Source organism: Thermoanaerobacter ethanolicus JW 200, from assembly GCF_003722315.1.
Taxonomy (GTDB): Bacteria; Bacillota; Thermoanaerobacteria; order Thermoanaerobacterales; family Thermoanaerobacteraceae; genus Thermoanaerobacter; species Thermoanaerobacter ethanolicus.
Genome location: NZ_CP033580.1, coordinates 2,528,634 through 2,544,273 on the forward strand (window position 1 = coordinate 2,528,634; position 15,640 = coordinate 2,544,273).

Here is a 15,640-nt window from a genome sequence, read left to right on the forward strand (position 1 = left end):
TATTAGTTTTTACAACATCTTCCATCATTGTTTAATTCATCTATAATTTCTAATAATTCTTCTCCTAAAGAACTTATAATAAAATCAGCTTCTGATAAGTCCTGATTTCCGGAATTAGGATTTTTAAAACCTATCACTTTCATCCCTGCTTTTTTAGCACCATAAACTCCATTATATGAATCCTCAATTACAACACACTCATGGGGTTTTACTTTTAATTTGTCTGCTGTATATAAAAATATATCTGGTGCTGGTTTGCTATTTTTTACATAGTCTCCAGATACAAGCACCTCAAAGCATTTATCAATTCCCAACTTTTTCACAACTAATTCTATCACATCTATAGGAGAGGAAGAAGCAACAGCTAATTTATACTCTTTCTCAAAAAGCTTTTTTACCGTCTCTGTTATACCTTCTATAGGAATTATTTCGCCTGTTTTCAAGACATGCTCTAAATACCTTTTTCTATCTACTTCTACAAGCTCTTCTACGCTTTGAGAAAGATTAAATCTTTCTTTAATTTTCCTCCACATGTAATAAGAAGAAGTCCCTACAAATGTCAAATGTTCGTCTTCACTTATCTCTACTCCTAAACTTTTGAATAATTCCTCTTCTAATTTAATGTGTATTGGCTCACTGTCAATAATTACACCGTCCATGTCAAAGATAATTGCTTTAATCACTTATATCAACCCCTTGCAAAGTTGTTAGTTATTTATCTCCAAAAGTTCTAACTCTTGTTTCATTCTTAAACTACCTCTTCACTTATTTGAAAAGTTTTCTTGGTATATATCTTCCTATAGTCTCTATCATCTTTTCATTTGGCTCAAAAAACAAAACAGTTTTTATCCCTTTATCTTCAAAAACTGCAAAATATACATCAGGAGAAGACATAGAACTTACCGCTTCAATTCGATTTTTAATAGCTTTTATGTCTTCTGTGAACTTGTCAGTATTAACCCTTGCCATGATTTCAAAATCTCTACAATCAACGCTTACAACATGTTTCCTTCTTTTTTGGTCAATTATTTTATCCACATCCAAATCACTGTTTGTAAGTGAATACTCAAACTCAATGTTTCTCGACCTTATTAAGTAATACGCTAAATAGCCAAACAAAAGCAAAAAGAAAATCAAGAAATTTCTAACTATTGGTATTAAAGGTATCACGCCAAACACAATAATTAATGCAGCTACTACAACACTAATACTAAATAGAGTATCCTTCGAAGTTTTTTGTTTTTTGACTAATCTTTCGATAAATACATCCATTCTCTTTTCACCTCTCCCTTAATTATATCAGCAATGTCAAAATTCCACAACTTTATATATTTAAAAGCGAATAAAATTAAAGTCTCCACCCTTTTAAAAGCGGAGACTTCACCTACTTTTATATTTCAATTTCAATATTATCTCCTGGCTTCAATATATCTGTATAGGAGGCACGCCTTCCATTAAGTTTCATTTCTGGCACTTTGTTATTATCCAGTTTCAAATCTATAAAATTAAATACGTCTACAAACAGATACTCTTCTTTCCCCTTTAACACTACTTCTTTCCCATTTACTGTTACAACAAAACTTGTTAAATCTTCTTTTATAACTATCTCATCCCCATTTTTTATAACATAATTTTGGTCCACTTTTGAATCATTTACAAAAATTATTTTCCCTTTTTGCTGCTTTAGTAGTTCACCAGCAGTTATTGTAGCATCTTGCCCTTTTTGCCCTTTTATAATTGTTATTTCGTCTCCATCCTTTATAGGAGTTTTTAAATTTGCTAATGAATCATTTACATATATTTTGGGAGGTGTTCCTTCTTCACCTTTAACAACGATTTTTTGGCCGTTAAGATTGAAAACTAAATCTTTGCCATTTTGTACAATTAAATTTTTAGAGTCATAGTTTATAGCAACTAAAGCATCCATTACCGTGGGATTTTTTATGTTAAAAATCTTTATTGTTTCATTGTCAATAGAAACTTTTATAAAGTCCTTTCTCTTATTTATCATTGCAGAGTAAGCTATTCCTATTGGAGTTATGCTTTCAGGGCCTTTTAACGTCTTCCCTTTGTAATCTAAAATTTCTACTGATTTTATATCTCGTACAGATACTCTATTTATAGGTAAATTCAATATAGATGCTATTTCTTCAGGCAAATTAGGAAGATTACTACTGCCACCGACTAAAAATACCGCAGAAGGGCTTTTACCATTATATTTTATAATTTCGTTGCATATCTTTTGCGCCAAAACTTTAACTTGTGGCGCTATAATTTCCATTACTTCTTCTTTTGTTATTTTGTGCTCTATATTTAACACGTCTTTAAATTTGATTTCTTTTTTTGTGCTTTTTTTTATTTTCTCAGCAGTATTAAAATCGGTGAGGAAATGGGTAGCAATTGATTCCGTAATTTCATCACCGGCATAAGGCACCATAGAATACGCTATTATGTTTCCTTCTTTTGATATAGCAATATCAGAAGTACCTGCTCCTATATCTACAAGAGCTATATTCAACATCCGAATTTCAGGTGGAATTGCCACATTTATTGCTGCTATAGGCTCTAACGTGATATATGAAACTTCCAACCCAGCTTTTTTTACTGCAGCATAGAGCCCTTCTACTACATCGTAAGGAAGAAAAGTAGCTAAAATTTCTACTGCTATTTCACGGCCTTTATGTCCTTTTAAATTGGTAATAGGAAAACTATTTAAGTAATAATTGGATACTGTATAACCGACGGTATGATATTTTGTAACCCCTGATTGAGAAACAATGGAATTTTGTGCAATCTCAAGAGCTTCCAACTCGAGATTGTCTATATCTTCTACCGTTATTTCGTGCTCTTCATCAATATTTTTTTCCGCTCTCGCAGATTGAGTTTTTAAAGACCTTCCCGCCGCCGCAATACATACTTCTGTCAATTTTATATTTAAAGAGTCTTCAAGCCTTCTCTTTATTTTTTCAACAACATTAGCAACTTTATCTATATCATGAACTTGCCCATCAAACATTGCCCTACTTTCATGTTCCATCTGTTCAACAGCAAGCACTTGGAATTTCCCATTATTTTCAATTCCAACTATCCCTACAACTACCCTTGTCCCAATGTCAAGAGCAAAAATAATATCACGGTTATCCATCATTTAACCCCCGAAATTATTACTTTATAATTTTATTATACAATTTTACATATTATTTCGGAAGGGCTTTTAATAAGTTTAATGTAGATTAACATTTTTAGTGTTATAAAAATTTTGTAATAAAATTTAAAAATAATTCCCTTGCACAAAAAGTTTATTCGCAGTAAAATATCTTCAAAAAACGAATGGGGGAATACGGTTTATGCGAAAAGTTGTAATCTTTTTGTTAACTTTTATTTTTATTATATCTGTTATTTTATCAGGATGCAGTGGTAAATCAGCGCAAAGTACAGCAAATTCAACAAAAGAAAAACAAGTTCTAAGGTTAAATCTCGGTGAAGAGCCACCTCGCTTAGATCCTCAAACCTCAACAGATGGAGTTTCTTTTCAAGTGCTTAATGCAGTATTGGAAGGTTTAGTAAGGCTTGGCCCCGATGAAATACCACAGAAGGGTTCAGGTTTAGCTAAAGATTGGAAAATATCTGAAGATGGTTTACATTACACTTTCTATTTAAAAGACAATATATATTGGAGCGATGGCAATCCCATAACAGCCTATGATTTTGAATATTCTTGGAAAAGGGCATTAGATCCTAAAACAGCATCGGATTATGCCTATATAATGTTTCCAATAAAAAATGCAGAAAAATATAATGCTGGTGAGGTCAGTGCTGATGAAGTAGGAGTAAAAGCATTAGACGACAAGACATTGCAAGTAGATTTAGAAGCTCCTACTCCTTATTTCTTAAGCTTAACGGCTTTTATAACATATCTGCCTTTAGAAAAATCCTTTGTAGAAAAAGTAGGAGATAAATTAGCCACAACTCCTGATACGCTTGTATACAGTGGTCCTTTCATATTAAAAGAATGGAATCATGAGCAAAATATTGTCCTGGTAAAAAATGATAAATACTGGGACAAAAACAATGTTAAATTAGATGAAATTTATATGGATATGGTTAAAGACATGAATACTATAGCCCAAAATTTTGATACAGGTCAATACGATGTAATAACTGTTACAGGTGATTATGTAGAAAAATATAAGGACAAACTTCAAATATATCCTAATGGTTTTACTTACTTTTTAGCATTTAATACAAAAAATCCGGTGTTTAAAAATGCAAATATAAGAAAAGCCTTCGGATTATCCCTCGATAGAAAGCAATTAACAGAAAATATTTTAAAAGATGGCTCTATACCTGCTTATGGATTTGTACCTTATGGCATTCCCGGGAAAAATGGTGAGTTCCGCAAAGAAGTTGGAGATTTATTCAAAGAAGATGTAGCACAGGCAAAAGAATTACTGGCTAAAGGAATGAAAGAATTAGGCATAACTACTTTGCCTAAAATAGTCCTGTTAGCTGATGATACAGATGTAGCTAAAAGAGAATCTCAAGCAATTCAAGAGTTTTGGAGAAAAAATCTAGGTGTAAATGTAGAACTGCAAAATGTTCCATTTAAGATAAGATTGCAAATGTACTCACAAGGACAATTCGATGTAATATTGACAAGATGGGGAGCCGATTACAACGATCCAATGACTTTTATGGACCTGTGGGTCACTGAAACGAGTGGCGAGCCAAATCGGGTTTTTTACTCAAATCCTGAATATGATAGGTTAATTGCAGAAGCAAAAAGTACTAATAATAATGAAATAAGAATGGAAAACATGAAAAAAGCTGAAGAAATTCTGATGGAAGATATGCCAATTTCTCCACTGTTTTTCTCAGCTACTGCTTATGTACAGCAGGATTACGTAAAAGGAATTGTAAGGCATGCAGTTGGCGTGGATAATGATTGGAAATGGACATATATAGAAAAATAAGGTTTAAAATTGGGAGGCTTATATTGCCTCCCATTAATTAACTAGCTGTATTTGCATGGACTTTCTTGCTAGTGCTGTTAGACCATCTGCCGCACTTATCTCCCCATCTTGAAATTACCTCATCTCCTTGTATGAACTCTACGACTTCGCATCGATTTGGGCAAGCAGTACACTCAAAACCTACCGCTCTATATTTAAAGTCACTTACTTCAAAGCCTTTAAAGGAAGTATATCCTTTTTCTTTTACTGCTTCTTTTGCCAATATTGCTGCCCCGATGGCTCCCATTACTCCGTAATGTTCAGGCACATATACTTTCATCCCTAATGCCTTTTCAAATGCTGCCTTTATTCCCTTATTAGCGGCAACACCACCTTGAAACACTATTGGCTCTTTTATTTCTTTTCCCTTCCCTACATTATTTAGATAATTTCTAACAAGGGCATCACACAAGCCACTTATTATGTCTGGAAGAGCATATCCCATCTGCTGCTTATGAATCATGTCAGATTCTGCAAAAACACTACATCTACCCGCAATTCTGACAGGACTTTTAGATTGCAAGGCTATGTCTCCAAACTGTTCGATGGGAATATTTAACCGGTATGCTTGCTGGTCAAGAAAAGAACCGGTACCTGCTGCACAGACTGTATTCATTGCAAAATCTACTACTACCCCATCTCTTAAAATTATGATCTTTGAGTCTTGTCCCCCTATTTCAATTACCGTTTTGACATCCTTTATTACATTGGAAGCTGCTACAGCATGAGCAGTAATTTCGTTTTTGACAATGTCTGCCCCTACCATTAAGCCAGTCAATTGCCTTGCACTCCCTGTGGTGCCTACTCCTTTAATAACCATATCTCCTATTTTATTTTTTATCTCGCGAAGAGCATTTTGAACTGCTTTAATAGGTTGACCCTGTGTTCTTATGTAAACAGAATCTACTACTCTATTATTCTCATCAATTACTGCAATATTAGTACTAACAGAACCTACGTCTATCCCCATGTAACCTTTCATATCTAACCTCCTAATTGTTCATTTATTTTACATTTTTGCCTTTAAAATCATTTTTTATACTCTTGCAATTAACGAATAAATTGCATTAATAAGCAAAAACTACATTCAGAATAAAAGTGGGGGCGAGAAATTATGAAAAAGAATTTACACATTGTTATTTTGGTGCTTTCTATCTTTATAAATTTACTTTTTATTTACATTTTTATCTCAGAAGTAAAACCAGATCTAAATCTCAACCTTTCTTTTATCTTGACAGCAGCAGTAATTGTTGTAACCTACCTACTATTTAAAAATAAATTTTCGGAGCTCATGCCTGTAAACTATAACAATATCACTGAGACAAATGAAGATGCCAGTCATCGAAAAACCAATATCACTTTTAAGGATGTGGCAGGCTTAGACGAAGTGATCGATGAATTAAAAGTTATAATCGACTTTATGACAAATACAGAAAAGTACAACAAAATGGGAGCGAAAATTCCTAAGGGTATATTATTTTACGGGCCACCAGGTACAGGAAAAACTCTTTTGGCTACGGCATTAGCTGGTGAAACCAATTCTACTTTTATAAGTGCCTCCGGTTCAGAATTTGTAGAGAAATATGTAGGAGTAGGTGCAAGTCGCATAAGAGCTCTTTTCGCAAAAGCAAAAAAAAGCGCTCCCAGTATTATTTTTATAGATGAGATAGATGCTGTGGGAACAAAGAGAAACACCGATAACAATTCAGAAAAAGATCAAACTTTAAATCAACTGTTGGTAGAAATGGATGGTTTTAATAGCAACGAAGGGATTATAGTCATAGGAGCAACTAATAGAATTGACATGTTAGACGAAGCTTTACTGAGGCCTGGAAGATTCGATAGAACTATACACATTGGAGCACCTAATATGAAAGCAAGGTTGGAAATATTAAAGGTACATACCCGCAATAAACCCCTTGACGAAACTGTATCTTTATCCGAATTAGCTCGAAAAACTCATGGTATGACAGGCGCACATCTGGCTACTATGTGCAACGAAGCAGCAATACTGGCTGTGATGAAAAATAAAAGTAAAATTGGAAAAGAAGAGTTTGAAGAAGCGTTAGAGCGCGTAATCGCAGGTCTTAAAAAGAAAAATCCTTCTGTATTAGAAAAAGAACAAACTATTGCTGCGTACCACGAAGCGGGTCACGCTCTTATTGGAAAAATTTTAAACGTAAATACTATAGAAAAAATTTCAATCGTTCCTCGAGGCGAAGCATTAGGATATGTATTGAACTTTCCTAAAGACGATGCCTTTTTATTAACAAAAACAGAATTGAAAAATAAAATAACCATGCTTTTAGGAGGTAGAGCTTCTGAGGAAATAATATTCAATGAAATTTCAACAGGAGCCGAAAATGACTTAAAAGAAGCTACGAAAATTGCCTATCAGATGGTTTGCAATTATGGAATGAGTGAATTGGGAAACAGGGTTTTTGACTTACACATGTTAAAATCCACAGAAATTGTCGATAAAGAAATTGACAAAATTATAAATAGCTGTTATATACTTGCCAAAAAAATATTGCTGGAAAATAAACATAAAGTTATTGCGATAGCCGAAAAGCTTTTAGAAAAAGAATCAATTACAAAAGAAGAATTAGAAGCATTATGGGAAGAAGAAAATACTTTATGCGTATGACAAAAAAAGCCTATTTAAAAAACAGGCTTTTTTGTCATTTTTAGTATCCCATATACTATAGCAAGTATAACTATAAAAGTAAAAAAAGCATTTCTGAAAATTACAAACACAGCATCTTGAAAAAATTCTAAAGGAAACATTTGTATAAGTCTATCTGTTTCGGCGTTTAATTGCCATAAATCATTGTCAAAAAATACAAGGTGAAAACCAGTAAACCAATTATCAAAATTCAAAGTCACCGTCAACGCAAAAGCCAACAGTAGAATTATTATAAATATTGTACCTTTTAAAAGATAATCGAAGGCTTTATAAAAGGATTTTGCAAAAAGAAAGTATGTAAAAATGAGTATAAAAACTATTATCGATATATTTCTTGTTAAAAAACCCATTTGAAACAAATCTTTTACATCTTTCATATGAGCTAATTCTCTATCATTAAACATTCTCTGCATACTGCCATTAATTTTTGCACTTACATCTAAAGTCTCTTCTTTATCCATTAAATATCTCTGCATTATCTTGGTTATTTTCATAAGTTCATCGATACTCATTCCAGTTACAGACATTACATCATTTTTTTCGTATTCCTCTTTATAAAAATTACCGTTAAAAGCCACATATTGCAAACTACTAAGCAAAACAGCCAAAAGCAGTGAAATCATCATCCCGCCAATAAGGAGGGCATCAATAGTTTTCCTCACCATTTTAAATAACATCCTTTGCACCTTTTATTATAGCTTCATAAAAATTTTTTTGGTTTTTTAAATCATTGTAAAGTTCTATTTTTTTCTTTACTGTATGCATAAAAGATAACTTTCTACTCTGTGAATTGTCAAGCTCAATGGAGTTTTTTATATAATGCAAGACTTCTTTTTCAAAATTCTGAGGTACAGGAATAATTCCCATAAGTCTTTTCATTCTCGCTTTCCTATACTCATTTTTCATGTTTCTTGAAATATCTTCAATTAAAGAAATGACATTTTTTATTTCGCCTTTTATCAGAGCCATATCTATAGGTTCTTCGTCTATTTGACCACCCTCGAGTACTACTTCACTCGTATCATTTAACAAGTTTTCGTACTCTGAAAGCGTTTCAATGTCTCCTAATATACCCTCATCTATAATTTCCATAATATCTAAACCAGAATAATCAATTTCTCCCAATAGTAGATTATACCTATACAATTCAAAATACCAATTAGAAATTACATTATCACATTTTTTGATGTTTTTTTCTATTTCTTTGTAATCTAAAGAATCTTTATTCAATTTGCTGTAAAAATCCATATACTCCACAATAAAAGGCTCTTTTTTAAATAAAGTTTCAAATTTATTTTCTGACAAAAATACTATCAATAGTCTATTTATAATTTTTAAAACAGAAAAAGAAACCTCTCTTAGACTTTGAATACTTTTTATTAACTCTACACTTTTTTTAAAGTACGCGTCTACTTCTTCCCGAGTCATTTCTTTAAAATCCAGTGACTGTAAGTACTCAATTTTCTTAGCAATAAGAGGGAAAAATTCGCCGTAGCCTTCTATTAATTTTCCATAAAAATTTTCCTCTATATCTATTACATTTTCCAAAAAAGCTTCATAATTTGGATAATCCTTCTCCAATCCCTTTGTTAAATATTCATAAAAGCGTTTTTTAGACATAGCAAAAGGAATGCTGGATATTATTTCTTTTATCCTTTCTTCTTTTTCCTCTTCAACCTCATTTATAAAATTAATAACACTTTCGTAAAATTCTTCCTCATCTATCAATTCTTCAGAAAAGAAATCTCTTATTCTATCACTTACCACTTCGTTAACATATCTCGATTCTACATAATACCCATACAAAACATCTATAGCATTTTCAAAATACTCTTTATATTTTCTAATCGTCTTTTCTACATTTTCTTTCATTTTTTCTTCCATAAGGCTGAAATATTTTGTATTATTTGCTATATTCTTAACAACCTCCAAAATGTTTTGTGTTTCTTTATCCAAATACGCCAAAGCATTTGCCACATTTTTTTTCCTAAATAGTACATGGTATAAATACACCGTCTCATTAAAAAGCTCCAAAATGCTAATTATTTGTACTATTTCTTTTTGTTTTTTTATTATTCTTTTTAACAACAAAGAAATCTCATTTGGTGTCTTCGGAATTTTATTGAGTTGTTCCCGCAATTCTCTTACTTCATCTTGTTGCATTGTTACACCTCTCAGTCAATTATCTTTAACATTCGCGACAGGTCTTCTACTAAAGAATACTCTTGTTCTTCCTTAGTTACAGCCAGTTGAGCTACAGTGTTGGCAAGCAAAAAATTTGTTTTCTCTTCTATATTAGTCAAAATTTCTTTTATTTCAAGCAAAACATTGTTAAAATCTATCTTTTGCTGTTGGATTTCTACTAGCAATCTATTCACGGAAATTTTTAAATTTTCGGCTTGTCTTTCTTTTGATGAGGCATTTTCAATAATCTTGTTCATTCTTTTTTCAAACTCTAATCCAATTTTTTCTATTCTCTCCTCTAATGTTTCTTTTTCCTTTTCTAACTGTGAAATTTTATTTTTATAGCTTAAAATTTCCCCTTCTTGCTCTTTTATTTTTTCAGTAAGCCTTTCTATCTCCATTATATTCTTTTTTTCCTGCAGAATCAATTTTTCCTGTAATTTTTCAATCTCTTTCAATAGTTTTTTGTTGATTTTTACTGGTTTATCACTACCCTCTTGCCCATCAATATTTTTTTCTATTTTTTCTTTTTCTCCTTCAATTAAATTTGATAAGTCCTGTAATATTTTTTTATAACTCTCACCTTTGGAAAATAGAAGTGCGGAAAAAATAACTTCTGGCTTATATAAACTCAAAAGCTCTGGTACTTTCTCCTCTATTTTTTCAAGAGTCAAAAGCTGTATCTGCTTCGCCAAATCTTCGTAAATTTTTTCCCATTCTTTTATAAACATTTTCTCATCTATATTCCCTTTCAAAATCTCTTCTCTGAGAATTGGAATTATCTTTTTAGGTGGAGAAGCACTTTCTATCAATCGAAAACCGGCCAACTTTTTCTGTAAATTAGTATTTTTTTTGAAAGGTTTTATAAGCACATCATAAGGAAGAGTAGATAAAAAAATATCTATATACTTCTTTTCTGTCACATTTTTAAATTCCAACATATTTTCACCTTCTCACATTTTAATGAGCTTGTCTGTTTTTTTATAGTTCTCTTCAACGATTTTTTGTGCTAAATACCTAATCCTAGCACTATTGCTTTCCATTGCATCACTAAATATTTTTTCATCAATTATATTTTTTAATCCTTTCGCATTTTTGCCTAAAATTTTATAAATCAAATACTGTATTTCTTCCTTTGCAGTGTTTTTTAATTTTTGTATTAATTCTTGTGCTATTTCCTCGTCGAGATTTGTTTCTATTATTTTTAAAGCGTTTATACAAGCATAACCATCATCATTTTTAATAATATACTTTATCCCTTCCGCAATTTGCCTATTTATGTCACTGTTCCTAAGCCCCTTCAATCTTTTAATTTCTTTTATTGCATTTAATAATTCCTCTACAGAAAAACCTGGTTTTACAATATAATAGAATAAATTACTTAGATATTTTATCTCTCCCAACTGAACCAAAGCCGAATAAGCATTAATAGCCAAATAATTATTTTCTAAAAACTGTTTTATCATAGGTTTTGCTTCTAATATTTGCAAATTTGCTAAAGAAGTAATAGCACAAGCCTTTAACTCTAACGATTGATTTTCTTCTTTCAAAATTTCCAACATTATATTTGCACATCTTTCATCTTTCGTATACCCTAACCCAATTACTATATTCATTTTGTTTTTTACGCTAGGATCATAATAAGCCTTAAGTAAATACTCTGTAGCAATGCTCGTCCTCATTTTCCCTAATGTTATCGCAGCTTTTTGACTATATCTCTCCTCATATAGCAACTCTGCAATATTTTCAACTGCCTTTTCCTTTAGATTCGCTATAACATTAGAATATACAATATTCAAGCTGCTATTTTCATTGTCCAAATATTTTTCTATTATCTGCTTTACTGCCTCATCTCCTAGCACAGTAAGCTTTGTTAAAATTCTAAAAGCAAAATTTCTTTCTCTGCTATTAAATCTATTAAGAGAATTAACCATATTCAATATATGAGGAATGCATTTTTTCTCTCCCAATTCTATAAGAGTTTCTGCTGCTATTTCCTTTAAATTATCATTTTCTAAAAGTGTAATTAATTGCTCATAAGCCCTTATTTCTTTTATTTCTCTAAGCGTTTGAATGACAAGTTTAATTTGTTCTTCCCATTCCCATTCTTGCAAAATAGTGATAAGAGCATCGCGGGCCTCTAAGCTGTTATTTGATATATTTTTGAGAATTCTCACCATTCTTTTAAAAATTTCCTCTTGTCTTAAATCCAAAGCTTTTGCACTATATACTATCATCTCAATTGGATTTTGCCCCTCTGATAAAATATTTCTCCCTAATTCAACAATGTCTTTTTCTAAAGAAGCTAGTGCAGATTGGTGAAGAGTAGATAGCAATTGAATTTTTTCTCCAATAAGTTTTGCATTAGTTTCGCTAATATAATATTTAAATAGTTCTCTTTTAAAGTTTTTATCTTTATCCTTCATCCTTTTTGCTCCCAAATATTCCATTCCATCATCCATCACCTCTTTAGAAACATTTATAGACTTGTGCAAAATTCAGAAGCCTTAATTTAAGCCATTCTACAGACATACTTTTTCCTATCACTCTTGAATTTTTTATCTTTTATGTAGGATTTCCCCTCCCATTTGTCGAATTATTATATATACACTATAAAAAATTTTTTAAGAAGGAGGAAATCCTACATGTACCAGCTTCAATTGCTTTTAAATATACCTGAACTCTTTACCTCTCAGTCTAAAATTGATTTCTATTCTTCTATGTTTGAAAATCTTGACCTGTCTTCAATACCTGAATTCCCTTCCTCTAGTCCTGGCCGTAAGGGTTATTCTCACCATGCACTTTTTAGAGCTTTTATTGTCATGAAAGCTGAAAGATTCGGCACAATTTCTGACCTTTTAGATTATCTCCGCAATAATCTTATCATTGCTCATCTTTGTGGCTTCGACATTTCTAAACCTCTTCCTTCTTATTGGACTTTTCGCCGTTTTATTAATGACTTCTCTCATGATTATTTGACCTCTATTTTTCAAAATCAGGTCAATATCCTCAAAAATATGGGTATTATCTCCGGTGAGTTTATTTCCATGGATTCTACCCCTATTAAAGCTAACACTAAGTTAAATAACCCTAAGTCTTTTTCTAAAAATAAATTCTCTAAAGATAATCAGCCTAAGTCAGATAAGGATTGTAAATTAGGCGTTTATTCTGCTTCTAACGATTCTTCTAATAAACGCTATAAGTTTTATTGGGGCTATAAAAATCACATTATTGTTGATGCTATCTCTGGTTTACCCATCGCTGAAACTACTACCCCCGCTGATGCCCCTGATTTTGAAGCCGCTTTATCTTTGCTTGAGAAGACTAATAAGTGGTTTAACCTTAAGTATGTTAATTTTATTGCTGATAAAGGCTATGATGTTAAGAAACTTTATAATTATGTTAGAAATATTCTCCACGGTCATTGCTTTATTCCTCTTAACAAGCGTAATTCTAAAAATCCCCCTCTGACTGATGATGGTTATATGGTCTGTGAAGCGGGTATTAAAATGCTTAAAGATGGCAAGCAATATTTTGATGGTTTTATTAAGCAAAAATTTGTTTGCAAGTTCTGTAATTCTAAGGATGATTCTGCCTGCCCTATAAATCATCCTAAATATTTTAATGGCAAAAAGCATAGAGGCTGTACTAAGTATGCTATTATATCTTCTGATTATAGGTCCTCTATTAATAGAGACTCCCTATATTTTAAGGCCGTCTACAAATTGAGAATTGAATCAGAAAGATATAATTCCCGCTTTAAAGCTCTGGATTTTGAAAAGGCTTATGTTAGAAATATTAATTCTGTGAGCAACCTTAATACTTTTGGCCATATTACTTTGCTTACTGTCGCTATTGTAGCTATTAAATTGGGCAAATATGATGAGTTTAGATCTCTTGTTGCTTTGATGCAATCGGCCTAATTTTTATTGAATCTATTTCATGCCATTTTTTAACATTTGACTTCTACAGGATATTTATGCCCTTTTTTAGCTCCTCTTTTTGTCTTTTCTTTTCCCTTACCACTTCCTTTATGTTTGATTGTCAGTGTTGATTACTATATATTGTATGTAATACATATTTTGGTTTTTGATTATGATTATTTTAATTAATTTTGCACATCCCTAACATTTATAAAAAAATCTTTATTCTCCAAAAGCAACTCCTTCCAGTCAATGCTCATAGTTTTCACTCTCCTCGCCAATAGCCACTTGAACTCTTTGCTCTGTAGAAGCTACTACCCATGCGCCCAAAGTCAAAATCCTATTTCTATCAAAACTTATTTTTAGAGAAATAGGTGTGCCGGGTTTTATTAACTTTGAAAAATTTAATTGGACGCTTTTTAAACGCTTCATCTTTGGGTCCCATATATTTTTTCCTGAAAATACATCCAAGCGCATCCCCGTAGCATTAGTTACTCTTAAAATCTTGTCATACTCTCTTTCATAAGGTGCTTTTGTACCTTGTGAAACAATCAAAAAAGGTAACCCATTCTTTATATCAATGTATATGTTGGAAGCCAGAACAGGCTCAATTTTGATATTGTTATTTCCTTTATTCAGTTTTTCGCTTAAATAGTGGTAAATTGCTGCTCCCCGCGCAACCGAAAACATAGGATGTAAACTTATTAAAGCTTTTTTCATAAATAATTTCTCTATGACATTTCGCACAGGCTTATAATTGCTCATACCTCCTGTCAAAAGTACATCATCTATATCTTGAATCATAAGCCCCGCTTTTTCCAAAGTATCTAAAATAGGGTCTACGACATTATATCCCATGTTTCCTTCTTTAACCAATAGAGGTCTTATACACTCCTCATATTCCTTATTAGATATTTTAAACTTATAAGGTTTCCCTTTTATAAAATTTTCTACAATATTTTCATATATTACTTCTTCTCCCACTGAAATACTAAAAAATTTTCTTGCCTTTTCCATCTCGCAAACCATTCTGTTATATACATGCCTTTTTTCATTTTCACTATCAAATAAATCCCCCATTTCCTTCGAACATTTTTCTAAAAGATAAATACTGCCCATTAAATCAAAATTTATTCCTCCTACTAGAGTATGAGAAGAAATGGCTATTTCTTCTACAATGAAGTCCTTATCCGTCATTTGGACTTCTAATATCGAGACATCACAAGTGCCTCCTCCCAAATCGAATACCAACATTTTTCTCGGCCGCGAAAAATCTAAATGTCTTTTGTTTTGTGGCAATTTCTTCTCAGTATTTATAAAATCAAGAAGTGCTGCTGTAGGCTCAGAAATAAAATAAGTATTTTGTTCATCAAATCCTGCCATTTTTGCAGCTTTTTTTGTTGCTCGAATTTGGTCATGATTAAAGGAGGCTGGCACAGTTATAACTGCATTTACTACTTCTTCACCAATTTCTCTCTCCAAGCTCTGTTTAGCTTCCTTTAATATTAAAGCTGCCACTTCTTCTGGTGAAAAAAGTTTTCTATCAATTTCCCAAAAATAACCTGACGTTCCTATATAATTTTTACTGTTATAAATAACTCTCTCCGGTTCCTTAACTTTCATAGACTGTGCTATTCTACCCACATACTGATTTCCACTTTCATCTACATATAAACAAGAAGGCAATATTTTATCATAAATGTATTCATAGTCTTCATTAAACTGTCCAATATCTATGACCCGAGGCAGTAATTCCCCTTCTTGAGATATTTCCAAAATTGATGCAACCGTATTCGTAGTACCCAAATCTATTCCTACATATCTTTTCATAAACT

The 15,640-nt window shown here is 31.9% G+C and carries 12 protein-coding genes; 3 read left to right on the plus strand and 9 right to left on the minus strand.

Going from position 1 to position 15,640, the window contains the following annotated elements:
- Positions 1 to 2: 2 nt before the first annotated feature.
- From EB239_RS12650 to EB239_RS12660, 3 genes are all read right to left on the minus strand, one after another.
- The gene (locus EB239_RS12650) at positions 3 to 683 is read right to left on the minus strand and encodes an HAD family hydrolase (RefSeq protein ID WP_003869440.1); all 681 of its coding nucleotides are present in this window, start codon (positions 681 to 683) and stop codon (positions 3 to 5) included.
- An 82-nt stretch (positions 684 to 765) separates the two neighbouring features.
- Positions 766 to 1,272 (minus strand): hypothetical protein, encoded by a 507-nt coding sequence (locus EB239_RS12655; protein ID WP_003869441.1) that lies wholly within the window; start codon positions 1,270 to 1,272, stop codon positions 766 to 768.
- A gap of 118 nt (positions 1,273 to 1,390) precedes the next feature.
- Positions 1,391 to 3,145, minus strand: a complete 1,755-nt coding sequence (locus EB239_RS12660) for a cell division protein FtsA (RefSeq protein WP_003869442.1) — start codon at positions 3,143 to 3,145, stop codon at positions 1,391 to 1,393.
- Between the two features lie 202 nt (positions 3,146 to 3,347).
- On the opposite strand from EB239_RS12660, the gene EB239_RS12665 reads away from it, so the two are divergent.
- Positions 3,348 to 4,973 carry a peptide ABC transporter substrate-binding protein gene (locus tag EB239_RS12665; RefSeq protein ID WP_003869443.1) on the plus strand — a complete coding sequence of 542 codons (1,626 nt, stop codon included), beginning with the start codon at positions 3,348 to 3,350 and terminating at the stop codon, positions 4,971 to 4,973.
- 37 nt (positions 4,974 to 5,010) lie between these two features.
- Here the strand turns inward: EB239_RS12665 and EB239_RS12670 are convergent, their stop codons facing one another.
- Positions 5,011 to 5,994: an acyl-CoA dehydratase activase gene (locus EB239_RS12670; protein ID WP_003869444.1), complete on the minus strand. Its 984-nt coding sequence runs from the start codon at positions 5,992 to 5,994 to the stop codon at positions 5,011 to 5,013.
- A gap of 132 nt (positions 5,995 to 6,126) precedes the next feature.
- Between EB239_RS12670 and EB239_RS12675 the strand changes: the two genes are divergently transcribed.
- Positions 6,127 to 7,659, plus strand: coding sequence for an ATP-dependent metallopeptidase FtsH/Yme1/Tma family protein (locus tag EB239_RS12675; RefSeq protein ID WP_003869445.1), 1,533 nt, complete (start codon positions 6,127 to 6,129; stop codon positions 7,657 to 7,659).
- Between the two features lie 14 nt (positions 7,660 to 7,673).
- Here the strand turns inward: EB239_RS12675 and EB239_RS12680 are convergent, their stop codons facing one another.
- The 4 genes from EB239_RS12680 to EB239_RS12695 are packed head-to-tail and all read right to left on the minus strand — an operon-like array spanning position 7,674 to position 12,344.
- Positions 7,674 to 8,375 (minus strand): TIGR01906 family membrane protein, encoded by a 702-nt coding sequence (locus tag EB239_RS12680; protein ID WP_006569493.1) that lies wholly within the window; start codon positions 8,373 to 8,375, stop codon positions 7,674 to 7,676.
- A complete protein-coding gene (locus tag EB239_RS12685) occupies positions 8,365 to 9,861 on the minus strand; it encodes a hypothetical protein (protein ID WP_003869447.1) in 1,497 nt (498 codons plus the stop codon). The genes EB239_RS12680 and EB239_RS12685 overlap by 11 nt, the downstream gene beginning before the upstream one ends.
- An 11-nt stretch (positions 9,862 to 9,872) precedes the next feature.
- Positions 9,873 to 10,823, minus strand: a complete 951-nt coding sequence (locus EB239_RS12690) for a hypothetical protein (RefSeq protein ID WP_003869448.1) — start codon at positions 10,821 to 10,823, stop codon at positions 9,873 to 9,875.
- 12 nt (positions 10,824 to 10,835) lie between these two features.
- A complete protein-coding gene (locus EB239_RS12695) occupies positions 10,836 to 12,344 on the minus strand; it encodes a HEAT repeat domain-containing protein (protein WP_318261397.1) in 1,509 nt (502 codons plus the stop codon).
- 183 nt (positions 12,345 to 12,527) lie between these two features.
- Between EB239_RS12695 and EB239_RS12700 the strand changes: the two genes are divergently transcribed.
- Positions 12,528 to 13,805, plus strand: coding sequence for a transposase (locus EB239_RS12700; protein ID WP_003869069.1), 1,278 nt, complete (start codon positions 12,528 to 12,530; stop codon positions 13,803 to 13,805).
- A 249-nt stretch (positions 13,806 to 14,054) separates the two neighbouring features.
- Here EB239_RS12700 and EB239_RS12705 read toward each other — a convergent pair whose 3' ends face one another.
- Entirely contained in the window at positions 14,055 to 15,635 is a 1,581-nt protein-coding gene (locus EB239_RS12705) for an Hsp70 family protein (RefSeq protein ID WP_003871477.1), read from the minus strand.
- Between the last annotated feature and the right edge of the window lie 5 nt (positions 15,636 to 15,640).